Origin of the sequence: Nakamurella lactea DSM 19367 (assembly GCF_000426645.1) — a bacterium.
Classification (GTDB): Bacteria; Actinomycetota; Actinomycetes; order Mycobacteriales; family Nakamurellaceae; genus Nakamurella; species Nakamurella lactea.
Window position 1 is genome coordinate 34,984 of sequence record NZ_AUFT01000024.1, and the last position, 18,200, is coordinate 53,183.

At 68.1% G+C, this 18,200-nt stretch carries 19 protein-coding genes; 9 read left to right on the plus strand and 10 right to left on the minus strand.

All coding sequences use genetic code 11. The features are described from left to right. Positions 1-6: 6 nt before the first annotated feature. On the minus strand, positions 7-408 hold the full coding sequence (locus K340_RS36295) for a hypothetical protein (RefSeq protein ID WP_029138047.1): 402 nt from the start codon (positions 406-408) through the stop codon (positions 7-9). Between K340_RS36295 and K340_RS0120265 the strand changes: the two genes are divergently transcribed. Genes K340_RS0120265 through K340_RS31875 form a run of 7 tightly spaced genes read left to right on the plus strand, consistent with a single transcriptional unit; the run spans position 389 to position 8,567 of the window. Continuing rightward, the gene (locus tag K340_RS0120265; RefSeq protein ID WP_029138048.1) at positions 389-1,207 is read left to right on the plus strand and encodes a sugar ABC transporter substrate-binding protein; all 819 of its coding nucleotides are present in this window, start codon (positions 389-391) and stop codon (positions 1,205-1,207) included. The two genes, K340_RS36295 and K340_RS0120265, sit on opposite strands and share 20 nt — an antisense overlap. A gap of 30 nt (positions 1,208-1,237) precedes the next feature. Continuing rightward, positions 1,238-2,821 carry an ATP-binding cassette domain-containing protein gene (locus tag K340_RS0120270; protein WP_029138049.1) on the plus strand — a complete coding sequence of 528 codons (1,584 nt, stop codon included), beginning with the start codon at positions 1,238-1,240 and terminating at the stop codon, positions 2,819-2,821. After that, a complete protein-coding gene (locus tag K340_RS0120275) occupies positions 2,821-3,819 on the plus strand; it encodes an ABC transporter permease (protein ID WP_051267024.1) in 999 nt (332 codons plus the stop codon). The genes K340_RS0120270 and K340_RS0120275 overlap by 1 nt, the downstream gene beginning before the upstream one ends. Next, the gene (locus K340_RS31865) at positions 3,816-5,408 is read left to right on the plus strand and encodes a hydantoinase/oxoprolinase N-terminal domain-containing protein (protein WP_037365937.1); all 1,593 of its coding nucleotides are present in this window, start codon (positions 3,816-3,818) and stop codon (positions 5,406-5,408) included. Before K340_RS0120275 ends, K340_RS31865 begins: the two co-directional genes overlap by 4 nt. Further along, positions 5,399-6,493, plus strand: a complete 1,095-nt coding sequence (locus K340_RS31870; RefSeq protein WP_037365939.1) for a DUF917 domain-containing protein — start codon at positions 5,399-5,401, stop codon at positions 6,491-6,493. Before K340_RS31865 ends, K340_RS31870 begins: the two co-directional genes overlap by 10 nt. Continuing rightward, a complete protein-coding gene (locus K340_RS0120290) occupies positions 6,490-7,737 on the plus strand; it encodes a metal-dependent hydrolase family protein (RefSeq protein ID WP_029138051.1) in 1,248 nt (415 codons plus the stop codon). Before K340_RS31870 ends, K340_RS0120290 begins: the two co-directional genes overlap by 4 nt. Further along, positions 7,734-8,567 carry an HpcH/HpaI aldolase family protein gene (locus tag K340_RS31875; RefSeq protein WP_051267026.1) on the plus strand — a complete coding sequence of 278 codons (834 nt, stop codon included), beginning with the start codon at positions 7,734-7,736 and terminating at the stop codon, positions 8,565-8,567. The genes K340_RS0120290 and K340_RS31875 overlap by 4 nt, the downstream gene beginning before the upstream one ends. A gap of 13 nt (positions 8,568-8,580) precedes the next feature. Here the strand turns inward: K340_RS31875 and K340_RS0120300 are convergent, their stop codons facing one another. Further along, positions 8,581-9,474, minus strand: a complete 894-nt coding sequence (locus K340_RS0120300) for an LLM class flavin-dependent oxidoreductase (protein ID WP_029138052.1) — start codon at positions 9,472-9,474, stop codon at positions 8,581-8,583. 89 nt (positions 9,475-9,563) lie between these two features. On the opposite strand from K340_RS0120300, the gene K340_RS31880 reads away from it, so the two are divergent. Further along, positions 9,564-10,064: a MarR family winged helix-turn-helix transcriptional regulator gene (locus K340_RS31880; RefSeq protein ID WP_211229562.1), complete on the plus strand. Its 501-nt coding sequence runs from the start codon at positions 9,564-9,566 to the stop codon at positions 10,062-10,064. Positions 10,065-10,166: 102 nt separating this feature from the next. Here K340_RS31880 and K340_RS37340 read toward each other — a convergent pair whose 3' ends face one another. From K340_RS37340 to K340_RS31895, 8 genes are all read right to left on the minus strand, one after another. Next, complete coding sequence (locus K340_RS37340; protein WP_281170747.1) at positions 10,167-10,295, minus strand: hypothetical protein; 129 nt, start codon at positions 10,293-10,295, stop codon at positions 10,167-10,169. 60 nt (positions 10,296-10,355) lie between these two features. Further along, on the minus strand, positions 10,356-10,817 hold the full coding sequence (locus K340_RS0120315; RefSeq protein ID WP_029138053.1) for an SRPBCC family protein: 462 nt from the start codon (positions 10,815-10,817) through the stop codon (positions 10,356-10,358). Next, on the minus strand, positions 10,810-11,196 hold the full coding sequence (locus K340_RS31885) for an ArsR/SmtB family transcription factor (RefSeq protein ID WP_051267028.1): 387 nt from the start codon (positions 11,194-11,196) through the stop codon (positions 10,810-10,812). Before K340_RS31885 ends, K340_RS0120315 begins: the two co-directional genes overlap by 8 nt. Further along, positions 11,193-11,648 carry an SRPBCC domain-containing protein gene (locus tag K340_RS0120325; RefSeq protein WP_029138054.1) on the minus strand — a complete coding sequence of 152 codons (456 nt, stop codon included), beginning with the start codon at positions 11,646-11,648 and terminating at the stop codon, positions 11,193-11,195. Before K340_RS0120325 ends, K340_RS31885 begins: the two co-directional genes overlap by 4 nt. Before the next feature lie 9 nt (positions 11,649-11,657). Further along, on the minus strand, positions 11,658-12,083 hold the full coding sequence (locus K340_RS36765) for a DUF4143 domain-containing protein (RefSeq protein ID WP_051267029.1): 426 nt from the start codon (positions 12,081-12,083) through the stop codon (positions 11,658-11,660). A 115-nt stretch (positions 12,084-12,198) separates the two neighbouring features. After that, a complete protein-coding gene (locus K340_RS36770) occupies positions 12,199-12,384 on the minus strand; it encodes a hypothetical protein (protein ID WP_029138055.1) in 186 nt (61 codons plus the stop codon). A gap of 125 nt (positions 12,385-12,509) precedes the next feature. Beyond that, the gene (locus tag K340_RS0120340) at positions 12,510-13,784 is read right to left on the minus strand and encodes an ATP-binding protein (protein WP_029138056.1); all 1,275 of its coding nucleotides are present in this window, start codon (positions 13,782-13,784) and stop codon (positions 12,510-12,512) included. Positions 13,785-13,940: 156 nt separating this feature from the next. Next, the gene (locus K340_RS31895) at positions 13,941-15,419 is read right to left on the minus strand and encodes a DUF2786 domain-containing protein (protein WP_051267031.1); all 1,479 of its coding nucleotides are present in this window, start codon (positions 15,417-15,419) and stop codon (positions 13,941-13,943) included. A gap of 94 nt (positions 15,420-15,513) precedes the next feature. On the opposite strand from K340_RS31895, the gene K340_RS35350 reads away from it, so the two are divergent. Further along, positions 15,514-18,162 carry an SEC-C domain-containing protein gene (locus K340_RS35350; RefSeq protein ID WP_029138057.1) on the plus strand — a complete coding sequence of 883 codons (2,649 nt, stop codon included), beginning with the start codon at positions 15,514-15,516 and terminating at the stop codon, positions 18,160-18,162. Positions 18,163-18,200 lie beyond the last annotated feature (38 nt).

The window sequence follows — 18,200 nt, forward strand, 5'->3', positions numbered from 1 at the left end:
CTCCTACTACGCACGGAAAGGCCCGGAGATGAAGCACCGCAGGATGTTCGTCACCGCCGCCGCGATCTGCTCGATCATGATCGCTGCGGCCTGTTCGTCAACCAATGCCGGGTCGTCCGGCTCGTCCACCGCCGAGTCGTCCACCGCCGAGTCGTCCGCGGCCGGGTCGACAGCATCGCCGGCGGAGTCGTCGGCAGCATCGTCCGGCACGCCGGCGTCGGAGGCAAGCTCGTCGGCCGCCGGATCGACAGCCGCCGGAAGCGATGCAGCGGATCCGAACCTGCTGAAGGGGAAGACGGTCTGGTACGCCGATGTGACGGATGCCAACCCGTTGGTCCAGGCGATCGCCCAGGCCCTCAACGACCGGCTGACGGCCAACGGCGCCACCATGATCCGCTCGTTCGCCATGAACACCACCACAGGTCAACTCGATCTGGGCGTGCAGGCGGAGGCGGTGAACCGGGGAATCGCCGCCAAGCCGTCCGCGATCGCCTACTTCGTCGTTGATCCGAAGTCGATGAAGCCGCAGATCGAGCGGGCCCGGAAGTCCGGGATCCCGGTCTACGCCGCATTCGGCAAGCCCGACGGGTTCGACGTCGACGCCTACATCACCCTGAACGACGAGCAACAGGGCTATCTCTCGGCGAAGTACCTGGCCGATCATCTGCCCAAGGGCGCCAAGGTCGCAGTGATCAGCGGGCCGCCGACTCCCAACGTCAACGCCGAAATGGTCGGTGCGAACAAGGCGCTCGCCGAGGCCGGCGTCACCCTGGTCGGCGACGAGAACCAGCAGCGCAACCTGACCGACAACGCGGCTGGTGGACAGCAGATCATGCAGGGCATCCTGCAGCGAGAACCCGACGTGCAGGGTGTGTTCTCCTACAACGACGACTCCGCGCTCGGCGCAATCGCCGCCGCGAAGGCCGCGGGCAAGACCGTATTGTTCACATCCCGCAACGGCACCAAGGACGCGGTGGCGGCAATCAAGGGTGGGAGTCTGCTCGCCACCTGCGACATCGATCCGATCGCCCTCGGACACGAACTCGGCCAGGCGATCGTCGACAAGCTTGCGGGCCGTTCCGACCTGCCGGTCAATGCCCAGCTGCCGGCACCGGACACCAGCGACTGCCTGATCACGTCCGACAACGTCGCCTCTTGGAAGCCCTACGAGGAACAGATCCACTACCAGGACATCAAGACAGGCTGATCCGATGTCGGCCGATAACGAAGGTGCGACATGCTGATCGAGCTGCAAGGGGTGTCGGTCGCCTACCCCGGGACCCTTGCACTGGACCAGGTGTCGATGGAGATCTCGGCCGGTGAGGTCGTTGCGGTTGTCGGCGCGAACGGCTCCGGCAAGACCACCCTGCTGTCCACCCTCTGCGGAATCCGCCGGCCGACGGCCGGCCACCTGGTGCTGGGCGGGCAACAGGTTCGGTTCACCCGGCCCGCCCAGGCACTGGCACACGGTATTGCGATGGTCCCGCAGGAGCCGCAGATCGCGGACTCGCTCCCGGTCTGGGAGAACGTCCTGCTGGGTACCATCGGCCTGATCGATCGGGCACCGGGCCGGACCGCTCAGGCAGCCGCCAAACGGACGGTCGCCCAGGGGCTCCCGCACGTCGACCCGAACCAGCCGGCCGGCGAATTGCGGAAGGCGGACCGGGCGATCCTTGGTCTGCTGCGGGCGATGCATCGTCGGCCGTCGGTGCTCGCACTCGATGAACCCACCGCCGTTCTCGGCGAAAACAGCGTGCAGGTCGTTGATGCGGCGGCCCGTGCGGTGCGCGAGTCGGGCGGCGCGACAGTGCTGGTGAGCCACCGGCTTCGTGACATCGTTCAGTTGGCCTCCAGGGTCGTGGTGCTGGTGGACGGACGGCTGGTGCACGATGCACCGATCGGCGCCGTGTCGGTCGAGGACCTGATCGACCGGATCGCCTCGGGCCGGATGGCCGCCGGCGCAGCCGATGCCGGGAAACAATCGACCAGCGGCCGGTCACCGATCGCCGACCGGGCGAACACCGCTGCGCCGCGGAGCAACTCCACCCGGACAGACAGCATTCTGGAGCTGCGGGACATCGTCAGCGCCCACGGGCTGACGATCGACCAACTGGAGATCCGGCCCGGCCAGATCCTCGGCGTGGCCGGGCTCGCCGGGGCCGGCCGATCACGACTGTGCCGAACCATTGCCGGACACGCACCGTACCGCGGCGAGATCACCCTCGTCGGGCAGCGCCTGCCGCGCGGCGCTCGGAACCGTTGGCGAGCCGGAATCGCCTACCTGCCAGAGGATCGCAGCCGCGAGGCGGTGTTCGACAGCCTCTCGGTAGCCCGCAATCTTGAGATCGGCGAACTCCCCAGGGCGGCCCTGACTGGCTGGTTTGCGCCCAACCCGGACCGCGGGCGGACCCGGACGTTGATCGAGCGGTTCGGCATTCGAACGCCGGCCGCCGGGGCGCCGATCACCGCACTGTCCGGCGGCAATCAGCAGCGGGTGGTCTTGGCCAGGGTGCTCAGCCACCAGCCGCAGGCGCTGATCGCCGACGAGCCGACCCAGGGTGTCGATGCCGCCGGGCGGGCAGCCATCCACCGGATGATCAGGCAGTTCGCGGCGGAGGGCGGAGCCGTACTGCTGGTGAGCTCGGAATTCGAGGAACTGCAAGCGTTGAGCACCGACATCGTCGTGATGGTGGACGGCAGCATCGTCGCCCACCGTCCGCCGGACGTCGCCTATCGCGACCTGCTGGCCCTGGCCACCGGTGTGCACGTCGGCACTCCGGTCCATCCGGACGGCAATACCGCAGCACAAGGAGCGAATTGATGGTCACCCAGATCCCCTCCGATAATGTCGGCGCCCCGACGAACCCGACTGCTCCCGCTGCCGGCCGATCCGGTGGCCGGATCAAGTGGAGCCAGCTCGCGTTTCCGATGGCGCTGGTGGCGATGACGGTGTTCGGGTTGATCGCCTACCCGACCTTCCGGAGCCTCGACGGGCTACTGAACGTGCTGAGCTTCTCGTCGATTCTGATGATCGTCGCGCTCGGCCAGACCTTGGTGGTGCTGGGACGCGGCGCCGATCTGTCCGTCGGATCGATGGCCGGTCTGTCCGGTGCCGTCTTCGCCGTGCTGCTCGCGGGCGGCTGGCCGATGTGGGCCTCGCTGCTCGGTGCGTTGCTGTTGAGCCTGGCCATCGGCGTGATAGTTCACGGATTGCTGATCACCAAGCTGCGCATCTCGTTCCTGATCGTCACCCTCGGCACCTTCTCGCTGCTACGCAGCCAGGTGCAGGTGGTTCTGAACGGACAGAGTGTGACGGTCGACGCGCCGATGCTGGACAGTCTGGCGAACGGCCGCTGGCTCGGCATCCCCGCGCTGGTGTGGATCGCCGCCGCGCTCTACGTCCTGGTGGTGCTGCTGTTGCGCTGCACCGGCTACGGTCGCGCCCTGTACGCCACCGGATCCAACCCGACGGCGGCCAGACTGGCCGGACTCCCGGTGGATCGGGTGATCATCATCTCCTTCGCCCTCTGTGCACTGCTGGCCGGGCTGGCCGGACTGCTGTTGGTCGGGCAACTCGGGTCGGCCCAGCCGACCGCCGGCGCCGGTCTGGAGATGTCTTCGCTGGCAGCAGTTCTGCTCGGCGGGACCCGCTTCTCCGGCGGCAACGGGAACGCCACCCGCACCCTACTCGGAGTCCTGTTCCTGGGCATCCTCAACAACATTCTGTTCATCGCGGGAGTCAGCTCCTTCTGGCAGGGCACCGCCTCCGGTGCCGTGCTGATCGCCGCCGTAGCCATTGATCGGAGTCGCAAGGAATGACGAACGCACAGCAGGGCCCGCTCCGGCTGGGCATCGATGTCGGTGGCACCAATACCGATGCGGTGCTGATGTCTGGCAACCAGGTGTTGTCCACCAGCAAGATCCCGACCAGCCCGGACGTCATCTCCGGCATCGGCGCCAGTGTCAGCGCGGCGACCGCAGGTCACGACGTCAGCCGTGTCGATCGGGTGATCATCGGCACCACGCACTTCATCAACGCCGTGGTGCAGGCCCGGTCACTGGCCCCGGTGGCGGCCATCAGATTGTGCACCGCACCCGCGTCACTCCCGCCGTTCCTTGACTGGCCGTCCGCGCTGAGGGCCGCCGTCGACGGCGGCGTTCACGCCTGCAGTGGCGGCTACCAGTTCGACGGGCGGTTGCTGAATCCGTTGGACGAGGGCGAGATCGGACGGGTGGCGCAGGAGCTGGACCGCACCGGGCACCGGAACGTGGCGGTGACAGGGGTGTTCTCGCCGCTGGCCGGCGAGCAGGAGTCGCGGGTGGCGGAAATCCTGACCGACATGCTGCCGGGAGTGAGCATCACGCTGTCGCACCAGATCGGCCGGATCGGCGTACTGGAGCGGGAGAACGCCGCCCTGCTCAATGAGAGCCTGCGCCCGATGGCCGGTCAGGTGGTGGACGGGCTGGCCGATGCGATCGCCGACCTGGGCATCTCCGCCGGCCTGTACCTGACCCAGAACGACGGGACGGTGATGTCGCTGGACCGGGCCAGGCGGTACCCGATCACCACGATCGCCTCCGGCCCGACCAATTCGATGCGCGGAGCAGCGTTCTTGTCCGGCCTGGCCGACGCGGTCGTCGTCGACGTCGGCGGCACCACCACCGATATCGGGCTGCTGCGTAACGGCTTTCCTCGCGAGTCGGCGGTGGCCAAGGACCTGGGCGGGGTCCGGAGCAACTTCCGCATTCCCGAGGTCACGTCGCTGGGCATCGGTGGCGGCAGCGTGGTGCACCGCGACGGCGACCGCCTGGTCGGGCCCGACAGTGTCGGGTTCCGGCTCACCAGCGAGGCCTTGGTCTTCGGCGGAACGGTCACCACCCTCACGGACGTCGCGGTGGCTGCTGGACTGGCCGTCATCGGCGATCCGGCACTGGCCGCACACCTGCCGGCAGACCTTGTTCGGGACGCGCTGGCCGAGGTCAACGAACGCATCTTTGATGCCGTCGAAGAGGCCAAACTTTCCGACGCGGATCTGCCAGTTGTGATCGTCGGCGGTGGGGCGCAACTGATCTCACCCCGGACACCGCCCGAGAGATTGATCCGCCCGACCGACGGCGGTTCGGCGAACGCCGTCGGTGCCACGCTGGGCTCGATCGGCGGCGAAGTCGATCGGATCTACAGCCTGGCCGAACAGTCCAGGGCCGATGCGTTGACCGACGCCAGGGACGAGGCGATCAAGCTGGCGTTGCGGGCCGGAGCGCGGGCCGGATCGGTGAGCATCGTCGATGAGGAGGACATCCCGTTGAGCCATCTACCGGGCGGGTCGGCACTGCGGATCAGGGTCAAGGCGGTCGGTGCGCTGGACACGGCCGGAAGCGACCAGGAGAGGACGACGTCATGCGTCTGATCGGTGAGGACGAACTGGAGAACATCGCCGTCGGTTCGACGATCCTCGGTGCCGGCGGCGGCGGCGACCCGTACGTCGGGAAGCTGTTGGCACGGCAACAGATTCGCGAACACGGCCCGGTCACCATGGTCGGCCTCGACGAGCTCGCCGATAGCGACCAGGTCTGCTTCGTCGCCGGCATGGGCGCGCCCGGAGTGCTGGTGGAGAAGCTTCCCCGGGCATCCGAAGCGGTCCGCGCGGTGCAGTTGCTCCAGGAGACGACCGGCGTCGCCATCACCCACATCGCTCCGGCCGAAGCCGGCGGGCTGAACGCCATTGTCCCGTTCTCAGCCGCGGCGTTGGGCCTTCCGGTGGTCGACGCGGACGGGATGGGGCGGGCGTTCCCTTCCCTGGAGTTGGTCACCCCCACCCTGTACGGAGGCTTGTGCACGCCGTTGGCCATGGTCGACGAACACGGCAACGAGATGGTGCTGCGCAGCCCGTCGAATCAGTGGGCGGAGACCATCGCGCGCAACGTCACCCTTGCGTCCGGATGCGTCACCATGACGGCTCTCTATCAGATGACCGGGGCTCAGGCGAAGCAGTGGCTGGTCCCCGGGGTGCTGACCCAGGCCGAGGATCTCGGCCGGTTGCTGCGCGAATCCCGTGCCGCGCATCGGGACTCGGTCGAGGCCATCGTCAACCACCGCCGCGGCGCACTGTTGTTCACCGGTCGGGTGACAGCGGTGCGGCGGGCCAACGAGCGGGGCTGGACGATCGGTGAGGCGACCATCACCGGGACCGGCCCGGATCAGGGCAGCAGCATGGAGTTGCGCTTCCAGAACGAGCATCTGGTTGCGGTTCGGGACGGCGTCGTCGTCGCCTCCGTACCGGACCTGATCATGGCCATGGAGCACGAGACGGGTGAGCCGATCCCGGCAGAGGAGATCCGGTACGGGTATCGGGTCAGCGTTGTCGGGTTGCCGTGCGACCACCGTTGGCGCACCGAGGCCGGGCTAGCCATCGCCGGGCCCCGGGCCTTTGGCTACGACGTCGACTACCGGCCGGTGGAGGAGATCGCTGCCCGATCCGAGGTCGACGCATGAGGACGATCCTGCGCGGCGGCACCGTTTTCGACGGTACCGGCACAGATCCGTACCCCGCCGATGTGGTGCTGGACGGCTCCGTCATCACCTCGGTGGGGTCTGGGCCGGAGTTCCAACCCGGCGACCGCGTGATCGACCTGTCCGGACACACCGTCCTGCCCGGCTTGATTGACTGCCACGTTCATGCCGTGTTTTCCGGCGTCGACACGCTGGCGTTGATGCAGGAGCCGTTCTCGTACCAGTTCTATGCGGCCCAACGCAACCTGCAGCGCACCTTGGACATCGGCGTCACCACCGTGCGCGACGCCGGCGGCGCCGATCTGGGGATGAAGCAGGCCACCGACGAGGGCCTCATCGACGGCCCGGACCTGCAGACGGCCGTCACCGTGCTCAGCCAGACCGGTGGGCACGCCGACGGTTGGACCGTGCACGGCGACCTGCACCGTCTGCTGGTGGAGCACCCCGGGCGGCCGGACACCGTCGTGGACGGCCCCGACGAGATGCGCAAGAGGGTCAGGCAGTTGGCCAGGGCCGGCGCCGACGTGATCAAGATCTGTACCTCCGGCGGTGTGCTGTCGCCCAGGGACGATCCGCGGCACCCGCAGTTCGGCCCGGCAGAGCTTGAAGCCTGTGTCGCCACGGCCGCGACTTTCGGCCTGTCGGTGATGGCGCACGCCCAGGGCAAGCCGGGCATCATCAACGCGCTGCGCGCCGGCGTGCGATCCATCGAGCACGGGATCTACGCCGACGACGAATGCTTCGATCTGATGCGGGAGACCGGGGCGTGGCTGGTGCCGACGCTGTTGGCGCCGGTCGCGTTGATCCGCGCGATCGATGCCGGCGCCAAGCTGCCGGTGGCGATCGAGGCCAAGGCCCGTGCCGTGGTGGACATACATGCGTCGGCCATCGCCGCGGCCGTCGGCGCCGGGGTGAAGATCGCGATGGGCACCGACTCCGGAGTATTCGCCCACGGGATGAACCTGGAGGAACTGGTCCTGATGCAGCGCAGCGGAATGTCACCCGGGGCGGTACTCGCCGCTGCCACGTCCAGTGCCGCCGATCTGCTCGGCCTGGCCGATCGCGGACGGCTGGCACCCGGGTTGCGCGCCGACCTGGCAGTGGTCAAGGGAGATCCCTTCGATCTACCTGGTCTGCAACGGAATCTGACACACGTGTTCAAGGCCGGAGCGCTGGTCCGTGCCGCCGACGGGTCCACGGCCCGACGCCCCGCTCACCACCGATGAGCGGCCCATCGACCGTCTTGGACCGGCTGCGGGCCGGGCGGCGAGTTCTCGGCACCTTCGTGTTCGAGTTCCCAACTCCGGGGATCGGCCGGATCTGCGCCGGCGCCGGGGCCGAGTTCGTCATCTTCGATCTCGAGCACACCGGACTCTCCTTCGAGACCCTCACCATGCTGGTCGCCACCATGAGGACCACTACTGCCGCGCCGTTCGTGCGGGTACCAACGATCGCCCGGTGGGCGGTCGCCCGCACGCTGGACACCGGCGCGCAGGGGCTCATGGTTCCGATGGTCGAATCGGCCGCACAGGCTGCGGATGTGGTGTCGTGGGCCCGGTATCCGCCTGTCGGCGTTCGGGGAGCTGCGTTCGGTCTCGCCCACGACGACTACCGGCACGACGATGCCGTCGCGTACATGGAGGCGGCCAACACAATTCCGATTATCGCCCAGATCGAGACGGCCGCCGGACTGGCGGTGGCGCAGGACATCGCGGCGGTCGACGGGGTCGACGTGCTGTGGCTGGGCCAGTACGACCTGACCAACTCACTGGGGATACCGGGCCAGTTCGATCACCCCGAGTATCAGGCGGCGCTGCGCCGGGTCGCTGCGGCAGCCGCCGCCAACGGAAAGATGGCCGGTTTCATGGTGTCCGCCCCAGAGGACGTCGCCCCGATCGCAGACCTTGGCTTCTCGTTGTTCGCCTACAGCGGGGATGTGTGGATCTACCGGCAGGCGCTGCAGGCCGGATTGACCAGCACCCGAGCGCTGCTGAACAGTGACAGTCCTGCTGACGGCACCCGCCGGACCGGACCACCGCCGTCGGTAGAGCGATAGGGCGGACCTGGGCCTACGCCCCGGCCAGCGCCGGCCCGACCAGGTTGTCGACCAGCCAGCTCAACGGACGTCCGCCGAGTACCGGGGCAATAACGAAATGCGTCGCGCCGGCGGCGATCAGCTCGCCGAGCAGGGCGCGGCTGGCGGCCGGCTCGGCGGGATCGTCGGCCCGGACGATGAGCTGCACCGAGCGGGTCACCTCGCCCGGCGAGCGACCGATCTCCTCGCAGTACCGGTCGAGAACCGAACTGCGGGCGGCGAACTCCTGCGCGGATGGCCACGGGAAGTTCCAGATGTCGGCATGTTCGGCGACCACCCGCAGCGCGCGGTCGCCCCAGCCGCCGATCAGGATCGGTGGCTGGCGCTGCACCGGCTTGGGTTCACAGATCGCACCGCGCAGATGGATCGACGGGCCGTCGAAGTCGAACGGCTCCGCCGCGGCCCACATCCGGCGGATCACCCGCAGCGCCTCGTCCAGATCGCGGACCGCCCGGGCGGGTGAGACGAGCGGAACGCCGTAGGCCGCGAACTCGCGGATCGCCGGATTCTCACCGGCCGTGTTGCTGCCGCCGGCGCCGATCCCGAAGTCGAGCCGGCCGCCGGACACGATGTCGACGGTCGCCGCCATCTTGGCCAGCAGGGTCGGCAGCCGCAGCCGGTTGCTGGTGACCATCACGCCGAGCCGCAGCCGGCTGGTCTGGGCAGCAAGGGCGGCCAGCAGCGTCCACGCCTCGAGTGCGGCCGCCGTGGTCTCGCCGCGCAGCGGCACCATGTGGTCCCACAACCAGGCGTGCTCGAACACGTCGATGGCGTCGGCGTCACGCCAGCTGGCGAGGATGTCGGCGTAGCTCAGGCCGATCTGGCTGGTCTTGATGCCGAAGCTGAGTCGGCGTGCTGGTGTTGTCATCGTCTGCTCCCCTGCCAACGCTCGTCCCTACCGTCAGTCTCATAGATCGTCAGCGTAGCTGACGATCTATCGGACTGTAAGCTAGATTCGTGCCCAGCCGCCCCGAGCCGTCAGCCCCGTCGGTCATTCCGGAGCTGGCCGACCGTCTCACCTACCTGCTCAAGCACGCCCAGTTGCGGCTCGCCGAGCTGTCGGCCGCCGCGTTGGAGCCGCTGGGCATCAGCGGCCGAGAGTTGGCCGTGCTCAGGGTGATTGCCGCCCGGCCTCCGGTGTCGCAGCTGGAGATCGCCACCCGGATGGGCGTGGATCGAACCACCATGGTCGGCCTGATCGACGGGCTCGAACGCAAGAAGCTGGTCGAACGCGCACCGGACCCGGCCGACCGTCGTCGGAACGTCGTCGCGCTGACCGCCGCCGGCCGGACCGCAACCCAGCGGGGTTCGGCGGCCGCGGACAGGGCCGAACAGACCTTCCTCGAACCGCTCTCGGCAGACGAGGCGTCAGCCGCCCGCCGGGCACTGCGGCTGCTCGCGTTTCCCGGCGAGGAACGTCGGCGGACGCCGGAACACTCGGGCGAGCAAAGTGATTGAACCGTTCATGATGCGGATCGGGTTTCTCTCATTTGGTCACTGGACGCCGGCGCCGCCGGCCTGAGCGCCGACGGACGACTGCAGCTCGGCATCAGCCGCGGGTCACCCGAGCAGGTCGTCGACGGCTTCCGGTACCTCGGTCAGCAGCCCAAAGGTGACGAGCACGCCGCCCTGGCCCGTGGACACCCCGAAGTCTTCCTCGACGCGACCGACCGCAAACGGTTCGAGCAACCCAGCCGGCGCTCACTGATCGGGCGTCAGATGAATTGCAGGCCAGGCATGGGCCGGGTCTCAGTCCGGGAAAGCGACGTGCACGTCCCGCGGCGCCGGCGCCCCGGTCCCGGTCTCCACCAACGACTTCAGGCTCATCAGGTAGGTCGCCCACTTGGTGCTGCAGTGGTGCATGAACTCGACCGGCTCCCGCCAGCCCTCATGCTTGAACATCACGATGGTGTACTCGCCGTCCTGCCGCAGGGTCCAGTCGACGGTGGTGTCGATCCACTCGGCCGGGCCGTCGACCACCCGCCACCTGACGTGCTTGCCCTGGTCCAATTCGTCGACCCGCATGTCGAAGCCGCCTGGCGGGAAGCGGAAGGCGATCACCCCGCCCACGTCGGGGTCGCCGGTGGTGTCGTCGGTCCACCAGCCCGCCAGGCCCTCGATGGTGGTGATCGCGTCGTAGACCTTGTCCGGCGAGTCGGTGAGAATTCCGACGCGGTGCACGATGTCGAAGCCGCGCGTGCTGTCATCCATTGCTGTCTCCTTCTTTCCGTGGTGATAGTGGTGGGGTGCGGCCGCCGGTGCGGCCACGTTCGATCGCCTCGGCGATCTGCTTGATGCGGCGGAGCCGGCCGTCCCAGGCGTCGCCGACGGCGGCCAGTTGAGCAACCGCCCTGGCCAGCTGTGCCTGATCGACCTGGTAGCGCTTCTCCCGGCCGACGGGTGCGGCATGCACCAGACCGACCCGGTCCAGCACCGCAAGGTGTTTGGCCACCGCCTGCCGGGTGACCGGCAGCCGGTCGCTGAGTCCGGTCGCGGTGCCTGAGCCGTCGGCGAGCAGTAGGTCGAGCATCCGGCGTCGGGTGGGATCGCCGACCGCCGACCACAGGTCGTCGTCCACGGCGGTGCTCATCGGACTCGACCCGCCACGGTCGGCGCGTAGGTCTGCAGCCGGGGCAGGAAGATGTCCCAGCCGCGCTCGTGATCGAGGAACTGCTCCTCGAGAACCGCTGCCTCCCAGCCCTTCTCCCGCCATCCGGTCTCACTGAACTTCAGCAGGGTGCCGTCACCGGACGGCTCGAGTTCGAAGGTCACCAACAACGAGTTCCCCTCGGCGGCCACCTCGCCCTCCGGCGCCACCCAGCGAAACGAGAACCGGCGCGGCGGATCGACATCGACAACGGTGAAGCCCGCGACGTGCACCCGGTCACCGAAGACCAGCTCCCCGGTCCCCCCGGGCGTCGGGTCGAGCGTCACCTCGTCGGGCCACCAGTGCCGCAGGTGTTCCGGTTGGCTGACGACCTCGAACACCACCTCCGGTGACGCGTCGATCTGCAGTTGACGCTCCAGTACTCCGTACTCCACGACCGCCTCCTAGTGCAACGTTTGGTTGCGCTTCACTGTAGGAGACAATCGGGGCTGACGCAACCCTTGGTTGCATTGCAATCGCGCGACCAGAGCCGCCAGCCCGATCACGTTGACGCCGTCGGACGTGGAATATTCCTCACCGCCGGCGTCCGGATGCACGACGAATCGCCGATCGACGGCGAGGTCGTCGCAGGCTCGGCGAAAACCGGCACCCACTGAGGGCGCCGTGGATCGCTTTACCTCGACCGCGATCGAGGGTCGTCCACCCTGGACCAGAACGAGGTCGATCTCATCACCACGCGCCGTCCGGCAGTGATACGGCTGCATGCCGGAACCGCTTGCGGCGATGAGTGTTTCGACCACCAACGATTCGCAGCTGCCGCCGACCGCCGGATGCCCGAGCAACTCGTCGACTGTGCGAATGCCCAGCAAGGCATGGAGTACACCACTATCACGCAGATCTCGTCGGTCACGCCACGCAGTACCTCGAACAGTGCCGGTACCCGAAGCACCTCATCCAGGATCGCGAGTCGGGACTGCTGGGATCTCAGGTGGGCGTCAGCGTCGTCCAACCGTCGACGATCGGCCGGGCGCCCGAGATCCAGAACACCCCTCCGGGCGCGCGGTCCGCGATTCCTCTGGCCAACGTCGTCTTACCGATCTGACGACGCCCGAGCAGCGCGACAGCAGCGAAGGACCCCATCCGCGCACGGAGCTCCGACTCGACGCGCATCCTAGGAATCATGCGTGCAAATCTAAGACCAGCCGTTACATTTGCATGCCCGGTCGACGGGATCCACAACATCACCGGGAACAGTTGAGCAAAATGCCACGAGGCATCATGCCGGAAGATCACTGTCAGGGCCCGAGCCGGTGCAGCGGCACAGTCACGGTGCCATCGTCGAGAGTGAACGTCGTTCCTGTCCCGGTGACGATGAGCCTGAACATCGGGGCACCGACCGCCTCGATATCGATGGCTGCGACAGCAGCTGCTACCGACTGGGCTGCGCTCACGATCCGACCCGCACCGAGCTTCACCTCGATCGCCGCCCACCGACCGTCAGGAAGCACGAGTACAGCGTCGAGTTCGCGGCCATTCGAGTCTCGGTAGTGCCGGATTTCGCCTCCGACCCGCTCTGCCAGCACACTGAGATCGTGGAAAACGGCGGACTCGAACAACAGACCCGCGGTCTCAGGATCACCGGACAACCGGCGCGCATCCGCGCCCAATGCCACTGCTGCGAGTGACGGTTCAGCCAGATGCAGCTTATCTTTCGACCGCAGTCGAGCACGTGACCTTAGTTGCGGCGTCCAGGCCGACTGCCGGTCCACCACGAACAACCGCTCCAGGAGCGTGACGTATGCGGCGACGGTGGTGTCTTTGATCCCGGGGGCGACAGCGGCAGTGTCCGCGGCGAGCACACCGAAGGTCACCGGCGAAGCAGAACTTCGAGCGAGAGCAGCGATGAGCCGTCGGATAACCGAAGGATCGTGTCGCACTTCGGCGATGCCACGCACGTCCGTGCGGGCAATCTCGGTGAGATAGGCATCCAAGCTGCGTCGCTGGCGCTGGGGCGAAAGCCCTTGCATCGCCGGAAATCCGGATGCGACCAGGCGCCGTGTCACCTCCTCGAACCCGATAGAGTGCGAGTCGGTCTCCACCGATTGACCCGCGATCAGCGACGTGAGACTCACCGGGCCCTGAAGAGCATCTGTCCGCTCGCACCAGGCGAGTGTTCGCTGTCGCAAACGCAGGAATCTTCCAGCCCCTGAGTGACGGGTGACGTCGTCGGCGGGTGCGGCCGATCCAGTCAGGATGAACCGGCCAGGCTCGGCCGAACGATCCACGGCCCGACGCACGAGATTCCACAACTCGGGCGCGAGTTGCCACTCATCCAGCAGTCGCGGCGGCGCCCCGTCCAGCAAAGACGCAGCAGCAATCTCCAGCTGCTGTTCGACGATCGGGTCGTCCAGAAACACGAACGAGTCAGCCGCGTGGAGCGCCGTCATGGTCTTTCCGCAGGCGCGCGGACCCTCGACAACCACTGCACCCGCGGTCTGCAGGGCCTCCTGAAGCGCCTCGTCGATCACGCGGGTGCGGTACGGAATGCCGAGTACTGCGCTGGTATCCATCCGCCTCCTCGTCAATGTGCGCACTTCCCCGCAAGGCTAGAGGAGATTTTGCAGGATATCTAGGGTAGATCTTGCAGGGCTTCTAGGGGTGCTTCTGCAGCGGGGCTGATGCGGCCGACATGACACGCGTGACCAGCTGGACCTGCACGTCTATCGTCATTCGAGTCTGCCGGAGGTGAGCTCAGCGGCGTCGCCGGCGATGCTGCCGCTCACCCACCCGGCACGGTCGTAGCCGCCGCGAACCGGACTGGCCCGCATGGTGCCGCCCCACCGTTCCTCGATGAACTCGTCGATCCGTTCTTCCCGGGAGCGCAGCACCGGCAGGAAAACCTTGGAACTGGTGGTCGCCGACGCGTAGGCCGCCTGGTTCGTCTGCTCGAGTCGGGCGCCGATCCGATCCGTGAAGCCGAGCAGGAAAGCCGACCGGAACCGTTGGGAGCGTGGACGTTCACCCGGTCGCGCCCTGGCCGCCGCCATCCGCAGCGCCTGTTGGGCCTGGACCAGCAGCGACGTGAACAGCAGCTCCACCGCCTCCAGATCGACCGGGTAGCCGATCACCGTGCTCATCGATACGTCCGGCATGAAGAGTGCCCGGCAGCGGGTGTGCGCGGCGACGGTCTGCAGCAAGACCGACTTGACATCGGCATACGGCGGATCGACCGCAACCCGCAAGGTGCCGGGCGCCCCAGGGCCGGGGCCGGTCGCCTCGACCATCGCCAGATCGATGGCATGACGGGTCATCAGGTCCTGTGCCTTCGCGGTGAGTGCGGTGGCCTCCGCCTCGAACTCGGTCGACTCGGCCTTGGCCAGCAAGGCGCGGACCCGTTGCAGCACCGGGTCGCCCGGCGCGGCGGCGCCGGACTGGCGCACCGGTCTGACGGGATGGATCCCGGACGGCGGCGGGATAATCACGTCGAGCGACCGCACCGTTCCCAGCGCCGCCAAGACGCAACGAGCTGTCTGGATGGTGTCTCGGTGCGAGGCATGGGCTTTGCCCGCCCACTCGGCCAGCCAGTGACTTCGACGGGTCACCGTCGGCAGATCCGAATCGCGCAGCAGTCTTTCCCACCGCTCGTCGATTCGTTCGGCCTGGCGACCGAGGTGATCGGCCGCGATCAGGAAGCCGGTCAGTCGCACAGCCGTGGTGCCGGCCTGGAGCCGTACGCGGCGCAGGACCTCCTGGGGCTGCCACCCGTTGGCGTACAGCACGGCGAGCAGCTGCAGCAGTCGCAGTTGCGCGATCTCGATGACCACCGCCCGATCCAGCCCGTCGAGCACCTCCAACAGCGCGGATTCCGGCGACGGCCCGCCCGGCATCCGCACATCCTGCGTGATGATCGCCGACCACACCTGATCGGCCAGCGTCCAGACATCGGGCTCGGGCGCCGGCTCGGGCTTTGGCTCGGGCTTTGGCGCAGCCTTCGGCGGCGGTGCAGGCTCGGACGGCGGTGCAGGCTCGGACGGCGGTGCCGGCTCGGGCGGCGGTGCAGGCGCTGGCCAGTCCGACCAGCCGGCCCAGAATCCGTCGCCCGTCTGAACGTGCTCGCCGCCGCCGCTCCGGGCCCCATCCCGCGCCCGCTGCCGCTCCCGAGACCTGACCTTCGCCGCCCGTCTGACCCGATTGTTCTTCCCCATTCAGCGACCGTAGGAGCCGACACCGACAGCCGACGTCGAAGCGGTTGCCGTCAGCCCGTGGGTGGTGCCGGGCCCGCCGGGTAGCCTCGCGGAGATGTCCGATACCCAGCGACCCTCCCGCGTCGAGACTGTTCGCCAGGCCCTGGCCACCCATGGTCCGATGGCCGTGGACGAGCTGACGACGGTGCTCGCCGCCGCCGGACTCGACCTCGGACCCCACCCTGCCGAGTCCCTCGACGACATCCTCGATGAAGAGCCCTGTTTGATCATGCCGTTGGCCGACGGTCGGTGGGCCTGGCTGCCCGGGTTGCTGGAGGGACGGATCTTCACCCACCGGCTGACGGCGGCCGAGTGGGAATTCGACCTGATTGCGCTCGGCCCCGACCTGGCTCCGCTGGCGATGCTCACCGAGAGCCCGAACTATCAACACCTCACCGACGGATCGCCGCTGTCGGAAGTGTCACCGTTCCTGGAGCACGACCTGCTCGCCGAACGCGGGATACCCGAGGGCGCAGTCGGCGATCAGGACGCATTGTTGTTGGTGCCGGGGCGCTTTGCCGATCTATCGGCACGCAGCGGGGACCTGATCGGGCTGCGGGTCACCCCCGACGGGTTCGAGCTCGTCGCCGTCGACACCACCGCCCCGCTCGAGATCGGCCCGCCGATACTTGCTCAGCTCGAACAGCTTTCGAACGGACCCGGGGAGCTCGACGTCACCATCTGGTCGGCGTGCGCCGGCGACGATGCTTTGTTCCGCGAACCGGCGGCGCCGCTCGGTGAGCTACTTTCCGCCGGTGGCCTGGCTGTGCACGGCGATTGGGTTGCCCGAGCGGGGTTCGACTTCGACGGCTGGCACGTCCAGGGCCGGATCGAGGCGATCAAGGAGCGCTACGACTTGGATGACGACGAGGCGCTCGCCGTGCTGGTGACGGTCCGGATGTGTGAGCGGACGGCCGGGCTCGTCCAGGCGATGTCGGCGGCCCAGGACAATGGCTCCGAGCGCGACCTCGCCGACCTGCTGGCGCAGATACCCGAGTCGACCGACACGGCGGCGACTGGCATGGGCATGGCGGGCCCCGACCAGCAGCCGGACGACGACCGCGAGACTGTCCGTGCGGCCCTGGAGTTTCTCGACGAACCCGTTGTGGCAGCAGCTGTTCTGGACGAGATCAACGCTTCCGATTACCTGCCTGGGGCGGTATTGGGGATGTTCGCCGAGTCGACGGAGCCGCTGGCGCCGCGGGCGGCCCGCCCGGCGCTGCGCTGGTTGCGGGCCAATGCCTACGAGCAACTCGGTGACGTCGAAGCTGCCGAGAAGACCTACGGCGAGGCCGAAACGCTGGACCCGACCTGGCCGTTGACGCTGCTGTCGCTGGCCCGCTATGCCAGCGATCGCGGCGACGCCGAGCGTGGCCTCACCCTGCTGCGCCGGGCCGGGGCCCCGCCGGATGACGAACTGGTGCAGTTACTCGAGCAGTTCCGCCCGGTCGCACGCCCCGGCCTGGGCCGCAACGAGCCTTGCTGGTGCGGGTCAGGCCGCAAGTACAAGGTCTGCCACCTGCATCGTGAGGAGTCGCCGTTGGCCGAGCGGGCCGCCTGGCTGTATCAGAAGGCGGGTGCCCACCTGCTGGACAGCGCGTTCGGTGAGCTCCTGTTGCAGGCGGCCGAGGCGAGGTCACGGTATTGGGATTCGCCGGATTCACTGGTCGAGGCGCTCAATGACGGGCTGGCCGGCGATGCGGTGCTGTTCGAGGGCGGGGCGTTCGAGGAGTTTCTGGCCGTCCGCGGCGCATTGTTGCCGGCGGACGAGCATCTGTTGGCGCAGCAGTGGCTGCTCGTCGAACGTTCGGTGCACGAGGTGGTCTCGGTGCGGCCGGGTGAGGGGATGACGCTGCGCGACGTGCGCACCGGCGATGTCAACGAGGTGCGGGAGCGCGCCGGCAGCCGGCAGTTGAAGACCGGTGAGCTGTACTGCGCCCGGGTCGTCCCGGCCGGCGAGACCATGCAGATCTTCGGCGGGCTCGAGCCGGTGTCGATCGGCGAACGGGATCACCTGGTGGCACTGCTGGACGACGATCCCGATCCCGTCGAACTGGTCGCGTTCCTGTCCGCCCGGTTCGCGCCGCCGACCCTGACGAACACCGAAGGTGAGCCGACGGTGCTGTGCGATGCACAGCTGAAGGTCGGTGACGTCGAGCGGCTGATAGCGTTGCTGGACAACAGGTACGACCGCTCCGACGATCAGCCGGACGGGACGCTGACCTGGTTCGAGCACGTGGTGACCGGCGGCATGGAGCGGATCCGCGCCAGCCTGGAGCTCAGCGTCGACGAGCTGCACATCAACGCGAACAGCGAGACCCGCTTCGACCGGGTTCTCGGCACGGTCCGCGCGCTTGGCCCTTCGGTGACGCTGCTGGACGAAACCCGCGAGCCGGCAGGCGATCTGCGCGCCATGCAGCGACTCGCGGCGAACGGCTCCAAGCCACAGGGCGCCCTGCTCGACCCGGCCGCGGATCCAGCGCTCGCCGCAACGCTCAACGAGATGGCCCGCACGTACGAGGCGGCCTGGCTCGACGAGTCGATTCCCGCACTCGCCGGTCACACGCCCCGCGAGTGCGCGGCCGACCCGACCCGACGGCCCGACCTGATCCGGCTGCTCGACTCGTTCCCCGAGGACGACGGCACCCCCGGTGCGATGAGCCCGGCGCGGCTGCGAGCAGCGCTAGGCCTCAACGAACAGTGAGAAGCGGCGGACGCGGCATCAGTGGTCGGCCGAATACT

Excerpts from the sequence above, each read along its gene's own strand:
- K340_RS0120265 (WP_029138048.1), top strand. The coding sequence starts at position 389 with ATGATCCGCTCGTTCGCCATGAACACCACCACAGGTCAACTCGATCTG.
- K340_RS36295 (WP_029138047.1), bottom strand. The coding sequence starts at position 408 with ATGGCGAACGAGCGGATCATGGTGGCGCCGTTGGCCGTCAGCCGGTCG.
- K340_RS0120270 (WP_029138049.1), top strand. The coding sequence starts at position 1,238 with ATGCTGATCGAGCTGCAAGGGGTGTCGGTCGCCTACCCCGGGACCCTT.
- K340_RS0120275 (WP_051267024.1), top strand. The coding sequence starts at position 2,821 with ATGGTCACCCAGATCCCCTCCGATAATGTCGGCGCCCCGACGAACCCG.
- K340_RS31865 (WP_037365937.1), top strand. The coding sequence starts at position 3,816 with ATGACGAACGCACAGCAGGGCCCGCTCCGGCTGGGCATCGATGTCGGT.
- K340_RS31870 (WP_037365939.1), top strand. The coding sequence starts at position 5,399 with ATGCGTCTGATCGGTGAGGACGAACTGGAGAACATCGCCGTCGGTTCG.
- K340_RS0120290 (WP_029138051.1), top strand. The coding sequence starts at position 6,490 with ATGAGGACGATCCTGCGCGGCGGCACCGTTTTCGACGGTACCGGCACA.
- K340_RS31875 (WP_051267026.1), top strand. The coding sequence starts at position 7,734 with ATGAGCGGCCCATCGACCGTCTTGGACCGGCTGCGGGCCGGGCGGCGA.
- K340_RS0120300 (WP_029138052.1), bottom strand. The coding sequence starts at position 9,474 with ATGACAACACCAGCACGCCGACTCAGCTTCGGCATCAAGACCAGCCAG.
- K340_RS0120315 (WP_029138053.1), bottom strand. The coding sequence starts at position 10,817 with ATGGATGACAGCACGCGCGGCTTCGACATCGTGCACCGCGTCGGAATT.
- K340_RS31885 (WP_051267028.1), bottom strand. The coding sequence starts at position 11,196 with ATGAGCACCGCCGTGGACGACGACCTGTGGTCGGCGGTCGGCGATCCC.
- K340_RS36770 (WP_029138055.1), bottom strand. The coding sequence starts at position 12,384 with ATGCGCGTCGAGTCGGAGCTCCGTGCGCGGATGGGGTCCTTCGCTGCT.
- K340_RS0120340 (WP_029138056.1), bottom strand. The coding sequence starts at position 13,784 with ATGGATACCAGCGCAGTACTCGGCATTCCGTACCGCACCCGCGTGATC.
- K340_RS31895 (WP_051267031.1), bottom strand. The coding sequence starts at position 15,419 with ATGGGGAAGAACAATCGGGTCAGACGGGCGGCGAAGGTCAGGTCTCGG.
- K340_RS35350 (WP_029138057.1), top strand. The coding sequence starts at position 15,514 with ATGTCCGATACCCAGCGACCCTCCCGCGTCGAGACTGTTCGCCAGGCC.